Origin of the sequence: Kitasatospora sp. CM 4170 (genome assembly GCF_032110285.1) — a bacterium.
Classification (GTDB): domain Bacteria; phylum Actinomycetota; class Actinomycetes; order Streptomycetales; family Streptomycetaceae; genus Kitasatospora; species Kitasatospora aburaviensis.
Genome location: NZ_CP134877.1, coordinates 3,503,049 through 3,528,153, shown reverse-complemented (window position 1 = coordinate 3,528,153; position 25,105 = coordinate 3,503,049). Strand labels below are relative to the sequence as shown.

The 25,105-nt window shown below is 71.2% G+C and carries 17 protein-coding genes and 3 rRNA genes; 16 read left to right on the top strand and 4 right to left on the bottom strand.

Features of this window, described 5'->3' with window-relative positions; genetic code table 11:
• Positions 1–77: 77 nt before the first annotated feature.
• The 14 genes from RMN57_RS14660 (at position 78) to RMN57_RS14595 (ending at position 19,354) form a co-directional block, all read left to right on the top strand.
• Positions 78–1,088 carry an LD-carboxypeptidase gene (locus tag RMN57_RS14660; RefSeq protein WP_313763848.1) on the top strand — a complete coding sequence of 337 codons (1,011 nt, stop codon included), beginning with the start codon at positions 78–80 and terminating at the stop codon, positions 1,086–1,088.
• Between the two features lie 14 nt (positions 1,089–1,102).
• A complete protein-coding gene (locus RMN57_RS14655; protein WP_313763847.1) occupies positions 1,103–1,777 on the top strand; it encodes a nucleoside/nucleotide kinase family protein in 675 nt (224 codons plus the stop codon).
• 536 nt (positions 1,778–2,313) lie between these two features.
• A 16S ribosomal RNA gene (locus RMN57_RS14650) occupies positions 2,314–3,836 on the top strand.
• Positions 3,837–4,109: 273 nt separating this feature from the next.
• Positions 4,110–7,230, top strand: a 23S ribosomal RNA gene (locus tag RMN57_RS14645).
• An 80-nt stretch (positions 7,231–7,310) separates the two neighbouring features.
• Positions 7,311–7,427, top strand: a 5S ribosomal RNA gene (gene rrf / locus RMN57_RS14640).
• Together the 16S, 23S and 5S rRNA genes form the textbook arrangement of a ribosomal RNA operon.
• A 221-nt stretch (positions 7,428–7,648) precedes the next feature.
• A complete protein-coding gene (locus RMN57_RS14635; RefSeq protein WP_313763846.1) occupies positions 7,649–9,064 on the top strand; it encodes a histidine kinase in 1,416 nt (471 codons plus the stop codon).
• Positions 9,016–9,681 carry a response regulator transcription factor gene (locus RMN57_RS14630; protein WP_313763845.1) on the top strand — a complete coding sequence of 222 codons (666 nt, stop codon included), beginning with the start codon at positions 9,016–9,018 and terminating at the stop codon, positions 9,679–9,681. Before RMN57_RS14635 ends, RMN57_RS14630 begins: the two co-directional genes overlap by 49 nt.
• Before the next feature lie 197 nt (positions 9,682–9,878).
• Positions 9,879–11,540, top strand: a complete 1,662-nt coding sequence (locus RMN57_RS14625) for a DUF2637 domain-containing protein (RefSeq protein WP_313763844.1) — start codon at positions 9,879–9,881, stop codon at positions 11,538–11,540.
• A gap of 230 nt (positions 11,541–11,770) precedes the next feature.
• Positions 11,771–13,060 (top strand): DUF6986 family protein, encoded by a 1,290-nt coding sequence (locus tag RMN57_RS14620; protein ID WP_313763843.1) that lies wholly within the window; start codon positions 11,771–11,773, stop codon positions 13,058–13,060.
• Between the two features lie 201 nt (positions 13,061–13,261).
• Positions 13,262–13,918 carry a YigZ family protein gene (locus RMN57_RS14615; protein ID WP_313763842.1) on the top strand — a complete coding sequence of 219 codons (657 nt, stop codon included), beginning with the start codon at positions 13,262–13,264 and terminating at the stop codon, positions 13,916–13,918.
• Between the two features lie 158 nt (positions 13,919–14,076).
• Complete coding sequence (locus RMN57_RS14610; protein WP_313763841.1) at positions 14,077–14,391, top strand: cupin domain-containing protein; 315 nt, start codon at positions 14,077–14,079, stop codon at positions 14,389–14,391.
• A gap of 326 nt (positions 14,392–14,717) precedes the next feature.
• Positions 14,718–16,487 carry a hypothetical protein gene (locus RMN57_RS14605; protein ID WP_313763840.1) on the top strand — a complete coding sequence of 590 codons (1,770 nt, stop codon included), beginning with the start codon at positions 14,718–14,720 and terminating at the stop codon, positions 16,485–16,487.
• Positions 16,488–16,600: 113 nt separating this feature from the next.
• A complete protein-coding gene (locus RMN57_RS14600) occupies positions 16,601–18,334 on the top strand; it encodes a restriction endonuclease (RefSeq protein ID WP_313763839.1) in 1,734 nt (577 codons plus the stop codon).
• Between the two features lie 261 nt (positions 18,335–18,595).
• Positions 18,596–19,354 (top strand): ZIP family metal transporter, encoded by a 759-nt coding sequence (locus RMN57_RS14595; RefSeq protein ID WP_313767824.1) that lies wholly within the window; start codon positions 18,596–18,598, stop codon positions 19,352–19,354.
• A 114-nt stretch (positions 19,355–19,468) separates the two neighbouring features.
• On the opposite strand, the gene RMN57_RS14590 is transcribed toward RMN57_RS14595, so the two are convergent.
• Complete coding sequence (locus RMN57_RS14590) at positions 19,469–20,374, bottom strand: LysR family transcriptional regulator (RefSeq protein ID WP_313763838.1); 906 nt, start codon at positions 20,372–20,374, stop codon at positions 19,469–19,471.
• 118 nt (positions 20,375–20,492) lie between these two features.
• Here RMN57_RS14590 and RMN57_RS14585 point away from each other — a divergent pair, with 118 nt between their 5' ends.
• A complete protein-coding gene (locus RMN57_RS14585) occupies positions 20,493–21,434 on the top strand; it encodes an EamA family transporter (RefSeq protein ID WP_313767823.1) in 942 nt (313 codons plus the stop codon).
• Here RMN57_RS14585 and RMN57_RS14580 read toward each other — a convergent pair.
• Positions 21,325–21,909, bottom strand: a complete 585-nt coding sequence (locus RMN57_RS14580) for a MarR family transcriptional regulator (protein ID WP_313763837.1) — start codon at positions 21,907–21,909, stop codon at positions 21,325–21,327. The genes RMN57_RS14585 and RMN57_RS14580 overlap by 110 nt on opposite strands.
• 216 nt (positions 21,910–22,125) lie before the next feature.
• Between RMN57_RS14580 and RMN57_RS14575 the strand changes: the two genes are divergently transcribed.
• Entirely contained in the window at positions 22,126–22,461 is a 336-nt protein-coding gene (locus tag RMN57_RS14575; RefSeq protein ID WP_313763836.1) for a DUF2218 domain-containing protein, read from the top strand.
• 19 nt (positions 22,462–22,480) lie between these two features.
• On the opposite strand, the gene RMN57_RS14570 is transcribed toward RMN57_RS14575, so the two are convergent.
• Together RMN57_RS14570 and gabT are read right to left on the bottom strand one after the other, a co-directional pair.
• Positions 22,481–23,131, bottom strand: a complete 651-nt coding sequence (locus RMN57_RS14570) for a phosphatase PAP2 family protein (protein WP_313763835.1) — start codon at positions 23,129–23,131, stop codon at positions 22,481–22,483.
• 545 nt (positions 23,132–23,676) lie between these two features.
• Positions 23,677–25,032 carry a 4-aminobutyrate--2-oxoglutarate transaminase gene (gene gabT / locus RMN57_RS14565; RefSeq protein WP_313763834.1) on the bottom strand — a complete coding sequence of 452 codons (1,356 nt, stop codon included), beginning with the start codon at positions 25,030–25,032 and terminating at the stop codon, positions 23,677–23,679.
• Positions 25,033–25,105: the final 73 nt, after the last annotated feature.

Genomic DNA, 25,105 nt, shown 5'->3' with positions numbered 1-25,105 from the left:
TCGCGGCCCCGCCAGCCACGTGCACGTCACGCCACCCCGCTACGTCGCGTCACCCGCACCCTGGAAGGATCCCGGCCATGGACCAGCACCCGACCACGCCCGGCCGAGGGCTGACCCGTCCGCCGCACCTCCGCCCCGGGGACCACGTCACCGTGGTCGCCCCCAGCAGCCCGATCGACCCCCAGCGGCTCACCGCCGGGGCCGAGATCCTGCGCTCCTGGGGGCTGCGGGTGACCGTCGCCCCGCACGTCCTCGACACCCACCCCGTCCTCGGCCACCTCGCCGGCACCGACGCCGACCGCGCCGCCGACCTCCAGACCGCCTGGCTCGACCCGGCCGTCGACGCGGTGATCTGCGCCCGCGGCGGCTACGGCGTCCACCGCATGGTCGACCTGCTCGACTGGGACGCGATGCGCGCCGTCCCGCCCAAGGTGCTCGTCGGCTACAGCGACGTCACCTCCCTGCACGAAGCCTTCGCCCAGCGGCTCGGCGTCACCACCCTGCACGGGCCGATGAGCGCGACCACGTCCTTCCTCACCGACGGCCCGACCGCCGAGCACCTCCGCCGCACCCTCTTCGAGCCGGCGGCCACCACGGTCCTCACCTCGCCCACGGCCACCACACTGGTGCCCGGGCGGGCCCGGGGCACCACCGCAGGGGGATGCCTCACCGTCCTCACCGCCGAACGCGGCACACCCGCCGCCCGACCCTCCTTCACCGGCAGCATCCTGCTCCTGGAAGACGTCAACGAGCACCCGTACCAGCTCGACCGCCTCCTCACCCAGCTCCTGCGCTCCGGCGCCCTCGACGGCGTCGCCGGTGTCGCGCTCGGCTCCTGGGACGGCTGCGGCCGACCCGAGCGGGTCCGGGACGTCATGCTCGACCGCCTGGGCCCGCTCGGCGTACCGATCGTCTGGGAACTCGGCTTCGGCCACGCCGCCTCCACCCTGACCGTTCCGCTCGGCGTCCCCGCGCTCCTCGACGCGGACACCGGCACGCTCACCCTGGAGCTGCCCGCCCTCGTACCGCCCGCAGCCGCTCCACGCACGACGACGCACGACGACGCCCGGCGCCGGACGGGACGGTGAGTAGGGTGCGCCCCATGAACGAGGACACCCTCACCGCCCTCGCCCTGCGCCTGCTGCACGGCCCGGGCAGCAACGCCCGCACGATCCTCGGACTCGCCGGACCGCCCGGCGCCGGCAAGTCCACCCTGGCCCGGCACCTCGTCGCCGAGGTCGAACGACACGAAGGCCCCGGCAGCGCCGCCTACCTCCCGCTCGACGGCTTTCACCTGTCGGCCGCCCAGCTCGACCGCCTCGGCCTGAGCCACCGCAAGGGCGCCCCGGCCACCTTCGACGCGCACGGCTATATCGCGCTGCTGCGCCGGGTCGCCGCGGACCGCTTCCAGCACATCTACGTCCCCGACTTCGACCGGGACCTCGACGAGCCCGTGGCCGCCCGGCACGTCGTCGCACCGCACGCCCGGCTCGTCATCACCGAGGGGAACTACCTCGCCGCCGCCGAACACCCCTGGCCGGAGGCCCGCCGGCTGCTGCGCGAGCTCTGGTGGGTGGAGACCGACGACACGGTCCGCGAGGAGCGCCTGCTCCGACGCCATCGTGACGGCGGCCGCGACGAGACCACGGCCCGGCACTGGGTCAGCTCCAACGACCAGCCCAACGGTGAGTACGTGAAGGCCGGCCGCTCGCTATGCACGCGGATCGTCCACGGGACCGGGTTGCCTTCGCTCCCGGATCGGCGTAGTGTTTCCTAGTCGCTCGGCAGGGAGCACCGGACACGCATCTGCGCGGACGGTCCCGGGGCGGCCAATCCCTTGAAACACCACTCCTTCCCCTTCGGGCTGGATTGCGCTTTGTCGCGTTCCTGTTCGGGTCGGGGTCTATTCGGGGTGTGCGTTTATCGGGATTGTGGCCGGATTCGCCTTTCGGGGCGGGGATCGGCTAGAGTTTGAAACGTCGGACGGGGCGTCAAGCCCCAGAAGACACCGGCGAGTTGGATGAACGAAGCCCCGGAAACGGAGCGGAAAACATCTGGTAAGCTGGAAACACGAAAGAACGAAGCGCCCGGAGGGCCGGTGTGAAAGCCGCCTGAAGGAAGTGTCCGTTCCTTGAGAACTCAACAGCGTGCCAAAAGTCAACGCCAGATATGTTGACATCCCCGGCCTCAGATTCTCTGGGGTTGGAGATTCCTTTTGAAATAACACAGCGAGGACGCAGTGCGCGGGGCCGCCCTATTCCGGTGGTTGCCGTGCCGCTCAACGCGAGTGTGTCGCCCGATTACGGGCAAGCATTCACGGAGAGTTTGATCCTGGCTCAGGACGAACGCTGGCGGCGTGCTTAACACATGCAAGTCGAACGGTGAAGCCCTTCGGGGTGGATCAGTGGCGAACGGGTGAGTAACACGTGGGCAATCTGCCCTGCACTCTGGGACAAGCCCTGGAAACGGGGTCTAATACCGGATATGACCTTCCTCCGCATGGGGGTTGGTGGAAAGCTCCGGCGGTGCAGGATGAGCCCGCGGCCTATCAGCTTGTTGGTGGGGTAATGGCCTACCAAGGCGACGACGGGTAGCCGGCCTGAGAGGGCGACCGGCCACACTGGGACTGAGACACGGCCCAGACTCCTACGGGAGGCAGCAGTGGGGAATATTGCACAATGGGCGAAAGCCTGATGCAGCGACGCCGCGTGAGGGATGACGGCCTTCGGGTTGTAAACCTCTTTCAGCAGGGAAGAAGCGCAAGTGACGGTACCTGCAGAAGAAGCACCGGCTAACTACGTGCCAGCAGCCGCGGTAATACGTAGGGTGCGAGCGTTGTCCGGAATTATTGGGCGTAAAGAGCTCGTAGGCGGCCTGTCGCGTCGGATGTGAAAGCCCGGGGCTTAACCCCGGGTCTGCATTCGATACGGGCAGGCTAGAGTGTGGTAGGGGAGATCGGAATTCCTGGTGTAGCGGTGAAATGCGCAGATATCAGGAGGAACACCGGTGGCGAAGGCGGATCTCTGGGCCATTACTGACGCTGAGGAGCGAAAGCGTGGGGAGCGAACAGGATTAGATACCCTGGTAGTCCACGCCGTAAACGTTGGGAACTAGGTGTTGGCGACATTCCACGTCGTCGTGCCGCAGCTAACGCATTAAGTTCCCCGCCTGGGGAGTACGGCCGCAAGGCTAAAACTCAAAGGAATTGACGGGGGCCCGCACAAGCAGCGGAGCATGTGGCTTAATTCGACGCAACGCGAAGAACCTTACCAAGGCTTGACATATGCCGGAAACGTCTAGAGATAGGCGCCCCCTTGTGGTCGGTATACAGGTGGTGCATGGTTGTCGTCAGCTCGTGTCGTGAGATGTTGGGTTAAGTCCCGCAACGAGCGCAACCCTTGTTCTGTGTTGCCAGCATGCCTTTCGGGGTGATGGGGACTCACAGGAGACTGCCGGGGTCAACTCGGAGGAAGGTGGGGACGACGTCAAATCATCATGCCCCTTATGTCTTGGGCTGCACACGTGCTACAATGGTCGGTACAAAGGGCTGCGATGCCGCGAGGCGGAGCGAATCCCAAAAAGCCGGCCTCAGTTCGGATTGGGGTCTGCAACTCGACCCCATGAAGTTGGAGTTGCTAGTAATCGCAGATCAGCATGCTGCGGTGAATACGTTCCCGGGCCTTGTACACACCGCCCGTCACGTCACGAAAGTCGGTAACACCCGAAGCCGGTGGCCTAACCCGTAAGGGGAGGAGCCGTCGAAGGTGGGACCAGCGATTGGGACGAAGTCGTAACAAGGTAGCCGTACCGGAAGGTGCGGCTGGATCACCTCCTTTCTAAGGAGCAATACGCCGGTTGCAGGCGAGTGTCCTGCACGGTTGCTCATGGGTGGAACGTTGACTATTCGGCACACTGGGTTGGCATTCGTTAGTACTGCTTCGGCGTGGAACACGGGTTTGCTGATCGGGTGTGTCGGGCACGTTGTTGGGTCCTGAGGGAACGGAAGTTGCCTCATGGATGCCGGTCTCACTGAAGAGGCGCCTTCGGGTGTCTTGGAGGTGGGTGACTGGTCGTTGTTTGAGAACTGCACAGTGGACGCGAGCATCTGTGGCCAAGTTTTTAAGGGCGCACGGTGGATGCCTTGGCACCAGGAACCGATGAAGGACGTGGGAGGCCACGATAGGCCCCGGGGAGCTGTCAACCGAGCTTTGATCCGGGGGTGTCCGAATGGGGAAACCCGGCAGTCGTCATGGGCTGTCACCCGCTGCTGAACACATAGGCAGTGTGGAGGGAACGCGGGGAAGTGAAACATCTCAGTACCCGCAGGAAGAGAAAACAACCGTGATTCCGGGAGTAGTGGCGAGCGAAACCGGATGAGGCTAAACCCAAGTGGTGTGAGACCCGGCAGGGGTTGCCGCTTGGGGGTTGTGGGAATGAGCTTCAGTCGTCTGCCGGCGGCTGGGCGAGTCAGAAACCGTATGGATAGTCGAAGGACATGCGAAAGGTCCGGCGTAGAGGGTAAGACCCCCGTAGGCGAAATCTGTACGGCTTGCTTGCTCATCTCCCAAGTAGCACGGGGCCCGAGAAATCCCGTGTGAATCTGGCGGGACCACCCGCTAAGCCTAAATATTCCCTGGTGACCGATAGCGGATAGTACCGTGAGGGAATGGTGAAAAGTACCGCGGGAGCGGAGTGAAATAGTACCTGAAACCGTGTGCCTACAAGCCGTGGGAGCGTCGTCAGTGGGCTTGCCTGCTGGCCGTGACTGCGTGCCTTTTGAAGAATGAGCCTGCGAGTTTGCGGTGTGTAGCGAGGTTAACCCGTGTGGGGTAGCCGTAGCGAAAGCGAGTCCGAATAGGGCGTTTGAGTTGCATGCCCAAGACCCGAAGCGGAGTGATCTAGCCATGGGCAGGTTGAAGCGCGGGTAAGACCGTGTGGAGGACCGAACCCACCAGGGTTGAAAACCTGGGGGATGACCTGTGGTTAGGGGTGAAAGGCCAATCAAACTCCGTGATAGCTGGTTCTCCCCGAAATGCATTTAGGTGCAGCGTCACGTGTTTCTTGCCGGAGGTAGAGCACTGGATAGGCGATGGGCCTCACCGGGTTACTGACCTTAGCCAAACTCCGAATGCCGGTAAGTGAGAGCGTGGCAGTGAGACTGTGGGGGATAAGCTCCATGGTCGAGAGGGAAACAGCCCAGAACACCGACTAAGGTCCCTAAGCGTGTGCTAAGTGGGAAAGGATGTGGAGTCGCAGAGACAACCAGGAGGTTGGCTTAGAAGCAGCCACCCTTGAAAGAGTGCGTAATAGCTCACTGGTCAAGTGATTCCGCGCCGACAATGTAGCGGGGCTCAAGCACACCACCGAAGTCGTGTCATTGCAGCATGAAGGGCCAACGCCTGCTGTGATGGGTAGGGGAGCGTCGTGTGCCGGGTGAAGCGGCGGTGGAAACCAGTCGTGGACGGTATACGAGTGAGAATGCAGGCATGAGTAGCGATACAAGAGTGGGAAACTCTTGCGCCGATTGACCAAGGGTTCCTGGGTCAAGCTGATCTGCCCAGGGTAAGTCGGGACCTAAGGCGAGGCCGACAGGCGTAGTCGATGGACAACGGGTTGATATTCCCGTACCCGCTTTGAAGCGCCAACGCTGAACCTCTTGATGCTAAGCCCGTGAAGCCGGCCCGGAGTCTTCGGACGATGGGACGTGGTGGAGCCGGTGACCCAACGGGGTAGTAGGTGAGCGATGGGGTGACGCAGGAAGGTAGTCCAGCCCGGGCGGTGGTTGTCCCGGGGTAAGGGTGTAGGACGAACGGTAGGCAAATCCGCCGTTCACATAGTCTGAGACCTGATGCCGAGCCGATTGTGGTGAAGTGGATGATCCTATGCTGTCGAGAAAAGCCTCTAGCGAGTTTCATGGCGGCCCGTACCCCAAACCGACTCAGGTGGTCAGGTAGAGAATACCGAGGCGTTCGGGTGAACTATGGTTAAGGAACTCGGCAAAATGCCCCCGTAACTTCGGGAGAAGGGGGGCCATTCCTGGTGACGAGTCTTGCACTCTGAGCTGGGGGTGGCCGCAGAGACCAGCGAGAAGCGACTGTTTACTAAAAACACAGGTCCGTGCGAAGCCGTAAGGCGATGTATACGGACTGACGCCTGCCCGGTGCTGGAACGTTAAGGGGACCGGTTAGCTCCATTTCGGTGGGGCGAAGCTGAGAACTTAAGCGCCAGTAAACGGCGGTGGTAACTATAACCATCCTAAGGTAGCGAAATTCCTTGTCGGGTAAGTTCCGACCTGCACGAATGGCGTAACGACTTCTCGACTGTCTCAACCATAGGCCCGGTGAAATTGCATTACGAGTAAAGATGCTCGTTTCGCGCAGCAGGACGGAAAGACCCCGGGACCTTTACTATAGCTTGATATTGGTGTTCGGTTCGGCTTGTGTAGGATAGGTGGGAGACTTTGAAGCAGCAACGCCAGTTGTTGTGGAGTCGTCGTTGAAATACCACTCTGGTCGTGCTGGATGTCTAACCTGGGTCCGTGATCCGGATCAGGGACAGTGTCTGGTGGGTAGTTTAACTGGGGCGGTTGCCTCCTAAAGGGTAACGGAGGCGCCCAAAGGTTCCCTCAGCCTGGTTGGCAATCAGGTGTTGAGTGTAAGTGCACAAGGGAGCTTGACTGTGAGACTGACGGGTCGAGCAGGTACGAAAGTAGGGACTAGTGATCCGGCGGTGGCTTGTGGAAGCGCCGTCGCTCAACGGATAAAAGGTACCCCGGGGATAACAGGCTGATCTTCCCCAAGAGTCCATATCGACGGGATGGTTTGGCACCTCGATGTCGGCTCGTCGCATCCTGGGGCTGGAGTAGGTCCCAAGGGTTGGGCTGTTCGCCCATTAAAGCGGTACGCGAGCTGGGTTTAGAACGTCGTGAGACAGTTCGGTCCCTATCCGCTGTGCGCGTAGGAGTGTTGAGAAGGGCTGTCCCTAGTACGAGAGGACCGGGACGGACGAACCTCTGGTGTGCCAGTTGTTCTGCCAAGGGCATGGCTGGTTGGCTACGTTCGGGAGGGATAACCGCTGAAAGCATCTAAGCGGGAAGCCTGCTTCGAGATGAGCACTCCCACCTCCTTGAGAGGGTAAGGCTCCCAGTAGACGACTGGGTTGATAGGCCGGATATGGAAGCCCTGTGAGGGGTGGAGTTGACCGGTACTAATAGGCCGAGGGCTTGTCCTCAGTTGCTCGCGTCCACTGTGTTGTTCTGAAACAACGACCCCCACCGCTCTGCGGGTGGGCGGCAGATAGTTTCATAGTGTTTCGGTGGTCATAGCGTGAGGGAAACGCCCGGTTACATTCCGAACCCGGAAGCTAAGCCTCACAGCGCCGATGGTACTGCAGGGGGGACCCTGTGGGAGAGTAGGACGCCGCCGAACAATTCTTCTGAAGAACCCCCATCCGGGTCCCGGATGGGGGTTCTTCGCATTTCCCGGCAAATACCCCACACAATCCCGCACCTGCAGAGCGGGCGGGGGTCTGGAACCACTCGGGGGTGGTGCTAGGTCCACCTCCGTAATGGGGTGCGACGGCCAGTGCCCCGCAGACGACGTTCGGGAACACTGAAACAGGACGATCGGGACCGGCCTCAGGAGCATCCGTGACAGCAGCGACTCGAACCAGCGGCGCGACCATGCGCGCTCAGGCGGAGGAGGCACTCACGTCGGGTGGTCGTGGACTCGCCCGGCTCGGCCTCCTGGTGCTGGGCATCCTCCCGGTCACGGTGTTGCCGTTCCTGGCGGCTCTGATGGCCGGCGGGGCGGTCGTCTCGGCGCTGGATCCGTACAGCATGGCCGAGCTGTTCGCCATGGCAGCGGCCGGCGTGGTGGGTGCCGGAGTGGCGGCCCTCTTCGTCCGCCGGGTCGCCCGCCGGACGCGTGACCAGCTGTCCCGCTGGTGTGACATGAGGCTGCCGGTGTCGTACACCCCCCGGCCGGGCCTGGAGCGGGACGAGCGCGGCCACTGGTGGACGGGGTACTCGTACCACCGCTCGCACAGCGTCGCGCGGATCGCCCAGCTGCTGCACTGGGGGCTGCGCGACCGGGCGACCCGTGCGGAGATCCTCTGGCTGGCGGTCAGCCCGATCGTGGTGGTGGGTCTCGCGGTGCCGGTGGCCGCCCTGTTGCTGTTCGGGTTCGGCTGCACCTTCGCCTTCAACGATCCGGTGGTCGTCGACGGTTACGCGGCGGGCGGCGAGCGGATGCTGTCGCTGCTGCTGAACGGCCTGCTGGGGCTGGGGCTGATGGCCGTCGGAGTGGCGGTGGCGCCGCTTGCGGTCCGCGCGTACGCGGAGATCGCGCGCCGTGTGCTGGGCCAGGGCGACCGCGCCTCGCACGCGCAGCTGACCAAGCGGGTGGCCGAGCTGACCGAGACCCGGGCGGATGCGGTCGGGAACCAGGCGGCCGAGCTGCGGCGGATCGAGCGCGACCTGCACGACGGGGCGCAGGCGCGGCTGGTCGCGATCGGGATGACGCTGGGCACGATCGAGCACCTGATGGACACCGACCCGACGGCGGCCCGCGTACTGCTCTCCGAGGCCCGGCAGTCCTCGGCCCGGGCGCTGCAGGAACTGCGCGACCTGGTGCGCGGCATCCACCCGCCGGTCCTCGCCGAGCGCGGGCTGGGCGACGCGGTGCGGGCGCTGGCCCTGGACAGCGCGCTGCCGACCGAGGTCTGCGTCAGCCTGCCGGACCGGCCGCCGGCCCCGGTGGAGGCGGCCGCCTACTTCAGCATCTGCGAGCTGCTGGCCAACGCCGCCAAGCACTCGGGCGCGGAGCAGGTCTGGGTGGACATCCTGTACCGGGCCGGGACGCTGCGGATCACGGTGACGGACGACGGTGTCGGCGTGGCGGACCCCACCCGGGGGACCGGCCTGCGCGGGATCGAGCGGCGATTGGGTACCTTCGACGGTGTCCTCGCCATCGACAGCACGTCGGGCGGTCCGACCACCATCACCCTGGAGCTGCCGTGCGAGTTGTCCTCGCCGAGGACCTCTACCTCCTCCGTGAAGGCCTGATCCGCCTGCTCGAAGCGCACGGCTTCACCATCGCCGCCGCCGTGGAGACCGGGCCGGAGCTGCTCGACGCGTTGCTGACCCACCGTCCGGACGTCGCCGTCGTGGACGTCCGGCTGCCGCCGACGCTGACCGACGAGGGCCTGCAGGCGGCGCTGCAGGCGCGGCGGGAGATCCCGGGCCTGCCCGTCCTGGTCCTGTCGCAGCACGTGCAGCAGCTGTACGCGCGGGAGCTGCTGGCGGACGGCACCGGCGGCGTGGGCTACCTGCTGAAGGACCGGGTCTTCAACGCCGAGCAGTTCATCGACGCGGTCCGCCGGGTCGCGGCCGGCGGCACGGCGATGGACCCGGACGTGATCGCCAAGCTGATGCAGAGCACCTCCCGCCGCCCCGGCCCGCTGCAGCGGCTGTCGCCGCGCGAGCGGGAGGTGCTGGAGCTGATGGCGGAGGGCTGCTCGAACTCGGCGATCGCGGCGAGGCTGGTGGTCAGCGACGGGGCGGTGGCCAAGCACATCGCCAACATCTTCACCAAGCTGGAGCTGGCCCCGGCCGACGACGCGAACCGCCGGGTACTGGCGGTGCTCACCTACCTCAACGGCACGGCGGAGCGGGCGCGCTGACGTACCGACCGGTGTCCGGCGGGGAATCGCGGCAGATGGTGACACCCTGGGCTGCGGAAACGCTGAAACAGCTGTACGAGTAAACTCCGGTGGGCCGAGCCCGGAGGTCGCTCGGCCGTCCGGTGCCCCGACAAGCGGGACCAGGCAGCCCGAGCAGCGTACGGCCAGCGGCCGACATCCAGGGGTTGATAGACGTTATGGCACGCCCAACGCTCACCAAGGCTCACCGGAGCCTGCTGGGGCTGGTCGCCGCCGGGGCCTGCCTGATCTCGGGCATAGGTTTCGCCGGGTCGTACAACGCGGTGCGCGAGCTCGCCGCGGAGAAGGGATTCGGCACCTTCGCCTACGCGTTCCCGATCGGTGTGGACGCGGGCATCGTGGTGCTGCTGGCGCTGGACCTGGTGCTGACCTGGCTGCGGATCCCGTTCCCGCTGCTGCGGCAGACGGCCTGGCTGCTGACCGTGGCCACCATCGCCTTCAACGCCGCCGCCTCGTGGGGCGACCCGCTCGGCATGGGCATGCACGCGGTCATCCCGGTGCTCTTCGTCGTCGTCGTCGAGGCCTCGCGGCACGCCGTCGGGCGGATCGCCGCGATCACGGCGGACCGGCACATGGAGTCCGTCCGGCTGATGCGCTGGGTGCTCTCGCCGGTGCCGACGTTCCGGCTCTGGCGGCGGATGAAGCTCTGGGAGCTGCGCTCCTACGACGAGGTGGTCCGGCTGGAGCAGAACCGCCTGGTCTACCGGGCCCAGCTGCGCTTCCGCTACGGCCGGGGCTGGCGCCGCTCGGCGCCGATCCAGGCGCTGCTCCCGCTCAAGCTGGCCAAGTACGGGGTGCCGCTCGACCCGGCGGTGCTGGACCGGCTGGACGAGGAGGCGCGCGCGGCCCGCGAGGAGCGTGAGGCGACGGAGCTGCGGGACGGCCGGACCGTGGTGGCCGGGGCCATCCCGGCGGCCGTCGCCGCACCGCCCGCCGCCGTTGCCGCGGTCCCGGTGCCTCAGGCCCCGGGGCCTCAGCTCCAGCAGCCCGCCCCGGCGGCCCAGGCGCAGCCGCAGCCCCAGCCGCAGCAGCCCCAGCCGCAGCAGGCCGAGGCGGCGCCCGCCGTGACGCCGGTGCCGGCCGAGGTGGCCGCGCCGATGCTCGCCAAGCTCGCCGCGGTACGGCTGCGGGCCGCGAACGATCCGGAGGGCGAGCAGGAGCAGGCTCCGCCGCCGCGGGAGGAGCTGAACGTCTGGACCGAGCGCCCGGTCCGCACCACCGGCCCGCACGCCCAGGGCGAGGGTGCCACCGGCGGCGGCCGGGTGCCGGGTCAGGCCTCGCCGTGGTTCAAGCCGCCGCGGCCGACCGGGGCCGAGCCGGCTCCGGAGCCGGCCCCCGCACCGGTGCGCCAGCCCGCTGCCGCGGTCGCCCAGGGGGCTCCGGCCGCCGCGCCGCAGGCCGGCTACGCCGAGCAGGGCGAGTTCGTCGGCCAGGCCGTCCACGCGGGCCAGGCCGTTCACGCGGTGCAGGGCGAGTACGCCGAGGAGACCGGGTACGTCGAGAGCGAGCAGGTCGCTCCGCAGGGTCCGGACTTCGCCGAGCAGCAGGACGGGCTGTCCGCGTCCGGCCCCTCGGGCGAGCGGAACGGCCCGGCGCCGCGCCCGGGGCACCACCGGCTCGACCCCGAGCTCGCCTACGAGGCGCTGGTCAGCTACATCGACAGCCACGAGTTCCAGCCGGACCCGCAGCGGCTCGCCGACTGGCTCACCACGAACTACGGCGTGACCGGCAACCGCCCGGACGGCTCGGTGAACCCCAAGGAGGTCGCCGAGCTCTACCCCGAGCTGAGGGACCGCTACCTGGCCGCCGGGAGGGACTGACCCCGGCGTCCCCCGTCCGACCCGCCCCCGCCGCGACCGCAGCCGTACCGCAGCCGTGGATCACAACCGGGGACCACAGCAGGACCGCCGCCCGGGGCCCGTCGGCCCCGGGCGGCGGCGTCCACCGCTCGGTCGGCCATTGACGCCCGATCCCGGCGGAGCTACCTTCACCTCAACAAATTGTTGAAGCGCTGGTCCGCCCCGGGCCGGCGAGGCGTGGAGGAGTACGGATGTCCCAGGTCGAGGTGGACGGTACCGGACCGGCGGGGGGAGCCTCGTTCTCCGACGCGGCCCGCGCCGCCGTGGACGCGCTGCTCGCCCCGGTCGACGCCGACCTGGCCCGCCGCTACCCGGGCGACTCCGGCACCCGGCAGCCGGTCCACACCGTCTACGTCCCGGCCGACGCCTTCGCCGCCGACACCGTCCGCGCGTGGGGCCGCCAGGCCCTGGAAGCCTTCGACACGCACGCGGGCACCCCGGCCGAGCTGGCCCGCGCACTCGGCGTGGCGGACGACGCGCTGCTCGCCGACGTCCACGCCCGGGTCCGGGCCAAGCTGGAGCGGGAGCCGATCGAGGACCTGCGGATCGACTTCGAGGACGGCTACGGCCCCCGGCCGGACGCCGAGGAGAACGCCGCCGCCGTCCGCGCCGCCGAGCTGGTCGCCGCCGCGGTGGCGGACGGCAGCGCCCCGCCGTACATCGGGATCCGGATCAAGTGCATGGAGGCGGCCGTCCGGGACCGCGGCATCCGCACCCTGGAGCTCTTCCTCGCCACCCTGCTGGCCTCCGGCGGCCTGCCCGACGGGCTGGTGCTGACCCTTCCCAAGGTCACCTACGCCGAGCAGGTCACCGCACTGGTCCGGCTGCTGGAGGACTTCGAGCGCTCGGCGGGGCTGCCGGCCGGCCGGATCGGGTTCGAGATCCAGATCGAGACCACCCAGGCCATCCTCGGCCCGGACGGCCGCGCCACCGTGGCCCGGATGATCGAGGCCGCCGAGGGCCGGGCGACCGGACTGCACTACGGGACCTTCGACTACAGCGCCTCCTGCGGGGTCAGCGCCGCGTACCAGAGCATGGACCACCCGGTCGCCGACCACGCCAAGGCGGTGATGCAGGTGGCCGCCGCCGGCACCGGCGTCCGGCTCTCCGACGGCTCGACCAACGTCATCCCGACCGGTCCGGCCGAGCAGGTGCACGCGGCGTGGAAGCTCCACCACGACCTGGTGCGCCGCTCGCTGGCCCGCGCCTACTACCAGGGCTGGGACATGCACCCGGCCCACCTGCCCACCCGCTACGTCGCCGTCTACACCTTCTACCGCGAGGGCCTGGAGGCCGCCGCCGCCCGACTGGCCGCGTACGTGGCCAAGGCCGGCGGCGACGTGATGGACGAGCCGGCGACCGCCCGGGCGCTCAGCGGCTACGTGCTGCGCGGGCTGGACTGCGGCGCGGTCGACCTGGCGGAGGTCACCGCGCTCACCGGCCTGGACCGTGCCCGGCTGGACGCGCTGGCCGGCCGGTGAGCCGCCGGCGGCGGCCATGAGCCGACCGGTATCCGGGGCCGCCCGGACAGGGCCTAGGCTGGCGGTACTGCCCCAGGACCTCCCGACCCTCGGGTCGGCGGGTCCTCCCGGGCGGTACCGCCAGCCTTTTCGCGGTCCGCCGCCGGGCCGCTAGGCCGCCCGCCGCCCCGCCGTCTCGTTGTCCGGGAGGACCACCGCACCATGTCCGCCACGCCGGAGCCGACCCCCAGGCAGTACCTCACCATCCGGCGTGCGGTCAGCCACGAGATCGAGATCAAGAAGTCCCGTTTCATCTGCCACCTCGCCCGGGTCGCGGACGAGGACGAGGCCCAGGCGTTCATCGCCGGCATCCGCAAGCAGTACTGGGACGCCCGGCACAACTGCACCGCCTTCGTGGTCGGCGACGAGCAGCGCCGCGAGCGCTCCAGCGACGACGGCGAGCCCGGTGGCACCGCCGGGGTGCCGATGCTGGAGGTGCTGCGCCGGCGCGGGCTGACCGACACGGTGGCCGTGGTGACCAGGTACTTCGGCGGGATCAAGCTCGGGGCCGGCGGCCTGGTCCGGGCGTACGGGAGTTCGGTGTCGGAGGCCGTGGACGCGGTCGGGCTGCTGGAGCGCCGGCCGGTGGCGCTGCTCGCGGTGACCGTGGACCACACCCGCGCCGGCCGGGTGGAGAACGACCTCCGGGCGGCCGGGTACGCGGTCAGCGACCTGGTCTACGAGGCGACGGGGGTGCGGATCGAGGTCGGGGTGCCCGAGCCCGGGGTGGCCGAGTTCCACACCTGGCTGGCCGAGGCGACCGGCGGGACCGCGGGTGCGGTGGCGGCGGGGCGGACGTACGTCGAGGTGCCGGTCTGACCCGGTGCCGCCGTGTTCGGACGGCGCGGCGCCGTCGATCCGGCGCGCAGCGGACCGGTCGGTTTTCGGCCAGTGTTTCGGACAGTTCGGATCCGGGTGTTCGAACGTCCGGGCCGTCTCCCTAGCCTGGCCGGAACCGAGCAGGGAGCCGAGCCGCGATGCCCGTTGTCCAGACCGTCACGCTGCCCCCGGGCGGCAGCACCGGCTGGCACTACCACCCGGGCCGGGTCGCGGTGGTGGTGCTGTCCGGGACGCTGACCAGGACGCTGTACGACGGGCGGGTCGAGGTCAGCGGCGCGGGGGACTCGCTGGTCGAGGAGGCCGGTCCGCGCCACATCCACGTCGGCCGCAACCACGGCACCGTCCCGGTGGTCCTGATCGCCGACTACGAGGCGCCGGAGGGCTGCCCGCTGGCGGTGCCGGTGGCGGAACCGGAGTGGAGCCGCAGCGGCGCCGGGACGGCCGGGAGCTGAGTGCGCGCCGGGCTCCGCGTGCACGTCGGGGCTTGAGCGAGCGCCGGGCGCCGAGTGACGGCCGGGCCCTGCCGATCGGGCCGGCGGCTTGAGCGGATTCACCCCAGATTCACTCGAACGTATTCACGTGGCCTCGATTTGGAACTTCCGCTCCGGGTTGTGGCGTTTCCTGGGCAAGGATCCGGCCGAACCGGACGAACCCCCCATCGATGGAGGAAGACGGACCCCACCCCCGCCACGGAGGTATGCGCATGACCTCAGACCGCTCCACGTCGCGCGCCCGCGCCGATCTACCCGGCCCCAGAGGCCCCGCGACGCCCTACCGGATGACCGTCACGACCGCACTCCCGCACGCCGACGCCCTCGCCCTGGCCGACCAGCGCCTCGGCGCCTGGCTGAAACAGGAGGGCTGCGAGGAGCCCCCGCCGCCGCCGGCCCCGGCGATCCCCCGCCCGGACCGCGCCCACGCGGCCCCCGCCGAACCCGCCGACCCGGCCGCCCCCGCCGGACACCTCACCGTCCCCGCCGGACGCATCGTCCGCCCCGAACCCGCCGACCCGGCCGGCCGCGTGCCGGCCGCCGCCGAGGCCCCGGCCGAGCGCCTGCGTCTGGGCGGCCGTGTCCTGCTCGACCGCGACGGCGGCCCGCTGCGCGGCCGGGCCGGCCGCTACGACCGCCGCCGCCTGCGCACCCCGGCGCCGCACGGCACCCACCAGCTCACGCTGACCGTAGCCACCGGGGTCGACGGTCCCACCTGGGTCCGGCTGGAGGCCGAGACGCACACCACCGGCAGCGGTGTGCGGACACCCTGCCGGGTGCCGGTGCCCGAGCTGGCCTGCGCACTGCTCCCGCTCCTCGACGCCGCCGACGGCCCGGCCGCCGTCCAGCTGGCGCCGCGGGTGCTCACCGCCGGCGAGGTCGACGGCCTGATCGACGAGCTCTGCGACCCGGAGCGCCGGCTGCCCACCGTGGTGGCCAGCGTCCCCGCCGACCGGGGGCTCGACGAGTGGGTCGCCGAGGTGGTCCGCCCGCTCTGCGGCCAGCTGCCCGGGCTCGCCACCGCCTACGTCCTCGATCCCGCCGCCCGCACGGAGTTCAACGTCGCGCTGGAGTACCACAGCGTGTACGGCGGCGCGGTGCGCACCTACCTGCCCGAGGTCGACCCGGCCTCCCGGCACGACGGCGCCCGGCACCCGGTGCTGGCCCGCCGCCGGATCGAGGAGGACCTCCGCCGGGCCGCCGGGCTGTTGGCCCGCGAGCCGCGCCGGATCGCCGCCGAGCAGCCACTGCCGCCGCCGCTGGCGGCCGTGCCCGTGCTGCGGGTGGCCCCGGTCGTGCCCCGCGCGGGCACCGGCCCCGACGCGGCCGCGGTCGAGCTCGCGGTGCTGGCCCACGAGGAGCAGCAGGACCGGGCCGAGGAACAGGCCAGGGCCGACGAGCTGCAGCGGGTCCGGCACAGCCTGCGCCGGGAGCGGCGCGGCGGGGCCCAGGTCCGGGCACTGGCCGGCCGGTTCTGCGGTGGCGCCGGCGGGGCGGCCGGGCGCACCGGGCGCCCTCCCGGCGGCCCCGGCCTCGCCGGTGTGCCGGTCGTCCCCGGGAGGCCCGGCACTCCGGGGACCTTCACCGAACTCATGGCCAGGATCGACGAGTTCCCGCTGCTGACCTTCACGGGCGACCAGAAGTCCGCGCTCGCCCTGGACGGGATGCAGTGCACCGGGGCGGGCTGGGCGCGGCTCACCTGGGACGGCCTGACCGCCCTTCAGGAGTACGCCGAGGCCGCCGTGCGGGGCGAGGCGGGCGGCGACTTCAAGCAGTGGTGCGAGCACACCCCGGCCGGCTGTCACCGTTTCCCGCCCCGCAAGGCGGTGCGCGGGGAGTCCCGGACGGTGTTCAGCCACACCAAGTGGAAGCGGGAGCGGATGCTGCCGGTGCCGGAGTGCGTGGACGCCTCACGGCGCGCGTTCATGGGAGCGCACCTGCGGATCGGCGGCGGGCGGACCGCGCCGCGGCTGCACTACCTCGACGACTGCTCGGGCAGTGGCCGGATCTATGTCGGCTACATCGGCCTGCACCTGACCAACACCAGGACCAACTGAGAGGCTTGGCTGACCGGTGCGCCCGTTCGGTGGACAATGACCGACAGGGGCGGGCCGCGGGGTCGCCGGCCGGCCCGGGCAGGTGCCGGACGAGCATGGGGGAACGACCACCGATGCAGTACTCAGCTGACGGGCGCTCGGACGGCACGGTCACGGCCCCTCAACCCGGTTTTCTGGCCTCGGTCTTCCGGGACCTCGGCGTCGAGGGGCCGGGCGGTCCGGACCTGCCCGAGGGGTTCGACGGGTTCGACGGGTTCGGCGAGGGGCCCGGTGCGGAGCGGCCGACCGCCGCGCCGGCCGGGCCCTCGGCCGCCGCTCCGGACGACGCGCCGTCCGGGGCGGGCGCTCCTGCCGGCGCCGGTGCCGGCGCCGACGTCGGAACGGACGAGGCGGTCGCCGCACATGGCCGGGCCGCCGCGTTGACCCACCACCGCACGCTCACCGTCCAGGCCGAGCACGAGCGGCTGGCCGACCTGCTGCGCCGGGCGGCGCTGCCCGTCTCGGCGATGGACTTCGAGAGCCAGCTGCGCCACTACGAGCCGCGGCCCTACCCGGCCGGCGGCGCGGAGCCGGCCGGCACGGACGCCGAGCCGCGCTGGGAGGACTACGCACCGGCAGAGCCGCCGGCCGCCGACCCGGACGGACCCCCCGCCCGACGGCTGCTGGACTCCGGCTACCAGCGCGAGCTGGCCCAGGCCCGGCTCACCCACCAGCGGGCCCTGCGGGAGTGGCGCACCCGGCAGACCGCGGCCGGCAGCCCGGCCGGGGACGCGTCCCGGCGCGCCCACGAACAGGCCGAGCAGGCCCGGGCCCGGGCCGTGCGGGAGTACAACGACAGCCTGGAGGAGTGCCGCCGGGCGTACCGGCTGGCCGAGCCGGCCGCGGTGGAGTCGCTGCTGGAGCGGGCCCTGGCCGCCGCCGAGACGGCCACCCAGGACCTGCCCGCGCCCTGCCGGGCGGTCTTCCGCCCGCTGACCCGCACCGCCGTGCTGGACCTCGACCTGCCGGCGCTCGACCTGGTGCCCTCGCTGAGCGGCTACCGGCTCGGCGCCGACGGCGAGATCCTGCCGGTGTCGCGGCCGCCCGCCGACCGGGCCACCGACTACCTGCGGCTGGTCGCCAGGCTGGCGCTGCGCGCGCTGCAGGCGGCCGACGCCGTCGACACCGAGGAGATCCTGGCGGGCGTGGTGCTCAACGGCTGGCTGCGCGAGGCCGGCGGCGAGGAGCCGCTCTGCTTGCTGAGCGTGGACGCCGACCGCGACGCCCTGGCCCGGACCAGGCTGCTGCCGCCGGCCGCCCCCTCCGCGGAGCCCGACGGCGAGGGCGTCTACGCCGATGCCGAGCAGGACGAGGCACTGGTGCGGCTGCGCCGGCTCGGCGCCGCCGTCACCCCGGACCCGTACGCCCGGGCGGCGGTCGAGCCGGCCGCGGTGGCGGGGCCGGCCGTGCCGTCCGCGCCGGACCTCTCGGCCAACGAGTTCGCCCAGCTGGTCCGCGAGCTGCTCACCAGGGGCGGTCTGACGCAGTGGAGCGTGCGGCTGCGCGGTCCGGCCGGGCTGGTCGCCACGGGGGAGGGGCCGACGGGCAGTGCGCTGCCGGGTCGCTGGGTGGTCTGGGCCTCCCGGGGCGCGGAGCCGGTGGGGGAGGAGGAGATCAGGACGCTGGCGGAGGCGGTCCGCGAGGAGTCCGCCGAGCGCGGACTGCGGCTGACCACCGGCCGGTTCACCGACGAGGCGCTCGACCTCACCGGTGAGGACGGCCACCAGCACATCCACCTGGTCGACGGCGACGGCGTGAGCGAGCTCGCCCGCACCCACCTCGGACTTCCGTTCGCCACCGGCCACTGAGCGGAGCCGGGTCCGCGCCGGGCCCGGCCAGGGCGCGGCTCGGACAGGGGACGCGGCGTCGGTGGCGGGCAGCCGGGTCGCCTTCGGCGCGGCTCACCCTGACGGCCCGTCCGGCGGGCGGGCGCCCGGGGACGGCGCGAGGCTGGTGCGCACGGGCTGCCGGGGCGGCCGGTCGGGACACGGGGGAGGCACGGTGGGCACGGTGCCCGGTACGGGGGAGGTGCGTTGACCGCGATCCTGGTGGCCGCCGGGGCTTTCCTGATGACGCTGATCGGCGGCTACGTGGCCCAGCGCACGGGCGACCGGCGGCACCTGGTGCTCGGCTTCGCCGCGGGGCTGATGCTCGGGGTGGTGGCGTTCGACCTGCTGCCGGAGGCGCTGCACCAGGCGCCCGCGGAGGTGCACGGGGTGCCGCAGGCCCTGCTGATGTTCGCGGCCGGGTTCCTGACCATCCACATCATCGAGCGTGCGGTCGCCATCCACCGCGGCCACGAGGCCGAGTACGCGGAGCACACCCACGGCCAGCGGCCCGCCCACGTCCACGGTCACGCGCATGCGCACGGCCACGCGTCCGCGGCCGGGGCGCAGGGGGTCGGCCTGACCGCCGCGCTGGCCCTGGTGGGCCACAGCGTGATGGACGGTTTCGCGATCGGCGCGGCCTTCCAGGCCGGGACCACGGTCGGGACGGTGGTGGCCATCGCGGTGGTCGCCCACGACTTCGCCGACGGCTTCAACACGTACACGATCACCCGGCTCTACGGGAACAACCGGCGGCGTGCGCTGACCCTGCTGGCGGCGGACGCCCTGGCGCCGGTGACGGGTGCCGCGATCACCCTGCTGTTCACCATCCCCGAGCGGCTGCTCGGCCTCTACCTCGGGTTCTTCGCGGGCTTCCTGCTCTACCTGGCGACCTCCGACATCCTCCCGGAGGCGCACAGCCCGCACCCCTCGCGCACCACCCTGCTCTGCACCCTCGCCGGCGTCGGCTTCATGTGGTTGGTGATCGGCTTCGCGGCCTGAGCGCCCCGCCCGGCCCGCGTCGCGCCCCGCTCGCCCGGCCGGCGCCCGGCACGCCCGCCCGGCACGCCTGTCCGGTCCACGCCCGGCCCGGCGCCTGCCTCGCCGGCACCCGCCTCACCCGCCGAGCGCGGCCCACCGCTCCCGCATCGCGGCCAGTGCCTCCGTGATCGCCGGGCGCCGGGAGGCCTGGGTGCGCCAGATCGCGAACACCCGGCGCGCGGGCTCCGGAACGACCGGCCGGGAGACCACCCCCGGGGGCAGCGCGCCCCGCCCGAGGCGTGGCACCAGGCCGATCCCCAGGCCGGCCGCGATCAGCGCGATCTGGGTCTCGAACTCGCCGACCTGGTAGCGGACGTCGGGCTCCTCGCCGGCCTCGCGCAGCGTCCGGACCAGCCAGTCGTGGCAGATGTTGCCCGGCGGCACGCTGATCCAGCGCTGCCCGCAGAGCCGCCCGACCGGCACCACGGCGAGCTCCGCCAGCGGGTCCTCGACCGGCAGCAGCAGGTCGACGGCGTCCCGGCCGAGGTCCAGCCGGGAGAGCCCGGCCTGGACCGGCAGCGGTACGGTCGGCCAGTCCTGCACCAGCGCGAGGTCCACCTCGCCCCGGGCGACCAGCTCGGCCGCGAGGTACGGGTCGCTCTCCAGCAGCCGGACGTCCAGGTCGGGGCAGCGTACGCGCAGGTCGGCGAGGACCCCGGGCATCAGCCCGCGGGCGCCGGTCGCGAAGGCGGCCACCAGCAGCCGGCCCACGGCCTGGCCGCGCTGCTCCTCCAGACGCACCTCGGCCTGCTCCACCAGGCCCAGGACCGCCTGCGCGGTGGCGGCGAGCTCGCGGGCGGCGTCCGTCAGCACCACACCGCGCCCCTGGCGCTCCAGCAGCACCGTCCGGGTCTCGCGCTCCAGCTTGGCGATCTGCTGGGAGACCGCCGAGGGGGTGAAGCCGAGCGAGGCGGCCGCCCCGCCGACCGAACCGTGCACGGCCACCGCGTTCAGCGCCCGCAGGCGTCCCAGATCCATCATGCCGACCATCATGCAGCACTGCTAAAGCATGCACTTCAGAATTCATCGCTGGTGCTACACGGTTCCCGGCGGCCATCCTCGATCCATGACCGCCACACCGGCCGCCTCCGGCGGCAGCATGAGCCCGCGTCACATCGGCCTGGCCGTCCTGGTGGCCGCCGTCTGGGGCCTCAACTTCGTCCTCATCCACATCGGTCTGGAGAACTTCCCGCCGCTGCTCTTCTGTGCCCTGCGGTTCGCGGTGGTCGCCGTCCCGGCGGTCTTCTTCCTCGGCCCGCCCAAGGTGGCGTGGCGGTGGGTGCTCGCGGTCGGGTTCGTGCTCGGCGTCGTCAAGTTCGGGCTGCTCTTCCTCGGCATGCACGCCGGGATGCCGGCCGGGCTGTCCTCACTGGTGCTGCAGAGCCAGGCGATCTTCACGGCCCTGTTCGCCGCCGTGCTGCTCCGCGAGCGCCCCGGCGGCCGACGGCTGGCAGGTCTCGCGATCGCCTTCGCCGGGATCGGGCTGAGCGCCGTCGACCGCGGGCTCGGCGGCCCGATCGGGGCGTTCGCGCTGGTCCTGCTGGCCGCGGTCGCCTGGGGGCTGTCCAACGTGCTGACCCGCCGGGCCGCCCCGTCGGACGCGCTGCGCTGGATGGTCTGGGTCAGCGCCGTGCCGCCGCTGCCGCTGCTCGGGCTCTCGCTGCTGGTCGAGGGCCCGGCCGAAGACCTGCGGGCGCTGCGCGAGATCACCCCGGCCGGCCTGGGCGCGATCGGGTACGTCGGGCTGGTCTCCACCCTCTTCGGCTTCGTCGCCTGGAGCTACCTGCTGCGCAGCTACGACGCCACCGCGGTGGCGCCCTACTCGCTGCTGGTGCCGGTGTTCGGGATGTCCTCGGCCTGGCTGCTGCTCGGCGAGCGGATCAGCCCGCTGGCCGGTGGCGCGGCGCTGCTGGTGATCGTCGGCATCGGGATCACCGCGCTGCGCCCGGGGGCGCTGTCCGCCGCGGCGGGGTGGCGGCCGCGTACGCGGCCTCGGCGGACCGCAGTGCCCGCAGCAGCAGATCCTGCTCCGCGGGGCTGACCGGGCCGAAGTACTCCAGCGCCACCTCGTGCCGGACCTGCCCGATCCGCTCGACCGCGGCGTGGCCGGCGTCGGTCAGCACGATCCGCACGGCCCGCCGGTCGGCCGGGTCCGGGGTCCGCTCGACCATGCCCGCCTCCTCCAGCGCGTCGACCACCGTGGTGGCCGAGCGCGGGGCGATGTGCAGGCGGTCCGCGAGGTCGCTCAGCCGCATCGCCCGGTCCGGCAGCTCGCAGCCGGGTGCGTGCGCGAGGGTGCGCAGGGCGCGGCCCTGGCCGGGGGTGATGCCGTAGGGCTCCAGCCGTTCGCTGGTGCGGCGGCGGATCCGCTTGATCGCCCGGGTCATCGCGTCGGCCAGCTCGGCGGCGGTGTCCTGCGCCGCCGCCGGGGCGTCGCCGGGAGCGCCGGCGGGGGTGCCGGGGGCCGGGGAGCCGGGGGAGGAGCTCGCCGCGTCGTCGGTCGGCGTGGTGGTCATGGGCGGCTCTCCTCGGCAGGTGTTCGACCAAGCGTATCGGCCGGTCCGGGGGCCGGAGGAAGGGCGGGAAGAAGGGTGGTGGGTGACCCGGGAGTGGCCCGGGTGTGGGCTGGGACCCGGACGGCCCGGAAAAGTGTTGAGCAAGGCTCACTATCTGAGTTAGCGTAGATCCGAGTGAGGGCACCCTAAGTTCCCTCCCCAGACCTTGGAGGGCCTGTGCCCCGCTCCGAAGCCCGCGTCGCCACCGACCGCCCGGGCCGTTACGCCAAGCAGCTCGCCGCCCACATGGGCCGCAAGATCGAGGCCGACTGGTCCGACGAGACCGGCCGCGGCACCCTCACCTTCCGCATCGGCACCGCCACCCTGGAGGCCGCCCCCGACGCCCTGCTGCTCGCCGTCGAGGGCGAGGCGGAGAACCTGCCCGGCCTGGAGGACGTGGTCGGCCGCCACCTGGTCCGCTTCGGGACCCGCGACGAGCTGGTCGTCGAGTGGCACCGCGACAACGGCGAGGCCGGCCACGTCCACCGCAACGACGAGCCCGCCGAGGGCTAGCCGCTCGGTCCGCCCGGGGCTAACCGGCCGCCGGCCGGTGGGTCGACGAGTCGGGCGAGGCCGGGGGCGGCGGTGGGTCGGTGGGCAGCCAGCGGGCCAGGGCCCAGAGCACCAGCCCGGCCAGGCACCAGCCGGCCACCACGTCCAGCAGCCAGTGGTAGTCGCTCCAGACCAGCCCGAGGCCGACCCCGACCGACAACAGGGCGGCCGCTCCGCAGAGCCGGCGCCGGCCCGCGGCGCCGACCGTGCGGGCGACCAGCAGCGCGGCCACGCCGTACGAGAAGCTCGCCGTCGTCGTGTGGCCGGACGGGTACCAGCCCCACTGGTCCGGCGCCAGCGGCACCCCGAACGGGCCCGGCCGGCCGAACCAGGCCTTCGCCGGGACGACCAGCAGCGGGATCAGCCCCGCGGTCAGCACCGCCACCAGCGGCGGCAGCCACCGGCGCGCAGCCCCCGCCCGGTGGATCCGCCAGGCGGCCAGTATCCCGCCCGCCAGCAGCACCGGTATCGCCGGGACGGAGCCGCCGAGGTCGGACAGGGCCTTGCCGAGGTGGTTGAGCAACGTGCTGTGCAGCTCGTGCCGGCTCTCCCGGACGGCGTGCCGGACCCAGCGGTCCAGCCCGAGCAGCGGCCCGTCGACGGCCACCTGCCAGGAGACCGGCACCAGCACGGCGACCAGCAGCGCCGGCAGCGCGGGAGAGGCGGCGAACCGGCGGAGGACGCGAAGCGGCCGCCCCGGAGCAGGGGGGAGAGCTCCGGGGCGGCTCTGATGATCGCCGTTCCGTGCGCCCCGGGGGGTGTGGGTCGGACGGTCGGTCGATCGGCCTTCGGTGTGCGCCGCCTCTTGCGGGGCGGCCTGGTTGTCCTCACGGCCGTCACGCGGACCCGCCTCCGAGGCCGGTTCCGCGGACGGTTCCGCCAATGGCTTTGGCTCGCTGTCCATCTGTCATGACACTACGTCAACGGCCGTGCCCCGTTGAGGAGCTTCAGCGATTCCGCACAGCATCTTCACCGCGGCCGGTCGGTGCCCCGCACGGCCCGCACACGCCGCCGAACGCACGGCCGGGCACGCGGCCGCGGGTGCGGCTGGCGGGTCCTCCGGACGGCGCCGGAGGGCCCGCACAAGACCGAACGGCCCGCGGGGACTCTCGTCCTCGCGGGCCGTTCAGCGCTGTCCGGACATCCCTCCGGCGGGGTCTGTGGCGCCTGCCCCGGTCAGGCGGCGGTGACGCCCTGCAGAGCGAAGGCGCCCTCGATGATGTCCAGGCCCTCGTTGAGCAGGTGCTCCGGGATCACCAGCGGCGGCAGGAAGCGCAGCACGTTGCCGTAGGTGCCGGCGGTCAGCACGACCAGGCCCTCGGCGTGGCAGGCCTTCGCCACGGCGGCGGTGATCTCCGGGTTCGGCTCCTTGGAGCCCGGCTTCACCAGCTCGATCGCGATCATCGCGCCGCGGCCGCGGACCTCGCCGATCACGTCGAACTTCTCCTGCATCGCCGACAGGCGGCCCAGCATGATCTCGCCGATCCGCTGCGCCTTGCCGTTGAGGTCCTGCTCCTTCATGGTCTCGATGGAGCCCAGCGCGGCGGCGCAGGCCACCGGGTTGCCGCCGTAGGTGCCGCCCAGGCCACCCGCGTGCGCGGCGTCCATGATCTCGGCGCGACCGGTCACCGCGGCCAGCGGCAGACCGCCGGCGATGCCCTTGGCGGTGGTGATCAGGTCCGGGACGATGCCCTCGTCGTCGCACGCGAACCACTGGCCGGTGCGGCAGAAGCCGGTCTGGATCTCGTCCGCGACGAACACGATGCCGTTGGCCTTCGCGTACTCCACGATCGCCGGCAGGAAGCCCTTGGCCGGCTCGATGAAGCCGCCCTCGCCCTGGATCGGCTCGATGATGATCGCAGCGACGTTCTCGGCGCCGATCTGCTTGTTGATGATGTCGATCGCCTGGGCGGCGGCCTCGGCGGCGCAGTTCTCCGCACCGGTCAGCCAGCGGTAGGGGTAGGCCACCGGCACCCGGTAGATCTCCGGGGCGAACGGACCGAAGCCCTGCTTGTACGGCATGTTCTTCGCCGTCAGGCCCATGGTGAGGTTGGTGCGGCCGTGGTAGCCGTGGTCGAACACCACGACGGCGGTGCGCTTGGTGTAAGCGCGGGCGATCTTCACCGCGTTCTCGACCGCCTCGGCGCCCGAGTTGAACAGCGCGGTGCGCTTCTCGTGGTCGCCCGGGGTCAGCTCGTTCAGCTGCTCGGCCACGGCCACGTAACCCTCGTACGGGGTCACCATGAAACAGGTGTGCGTGAAGGCGGCCAGCTGCTCGGACGCCTTGGCCACGACGGCCTCGGCGCTGTTGCCGACGTTGGTCACGGCGATGCCGGAGCCGAAGTCGATCAGCGAGTTGCCGTCCACGTCCTCCAGCACGCCGCCGTTGGCGCGGGACACGTACACCGGCAGGGTGGTGCCGACGCCGGCCGCCACCGCACCCAGCTTGCGGGCCTGCAGCTCCTGCGACTTCGGACCGGGGATCGCGGTGACCAGGCGGCGCTCCTGCGGGAGCGGCGTTGCGGCGCTCATCAGTTTTCTCCAGACTTCTCGGCTCGGTGCTTCGCAGGCTACGGCCGCCCTCCCCGGCCGGGCATGCGCCACT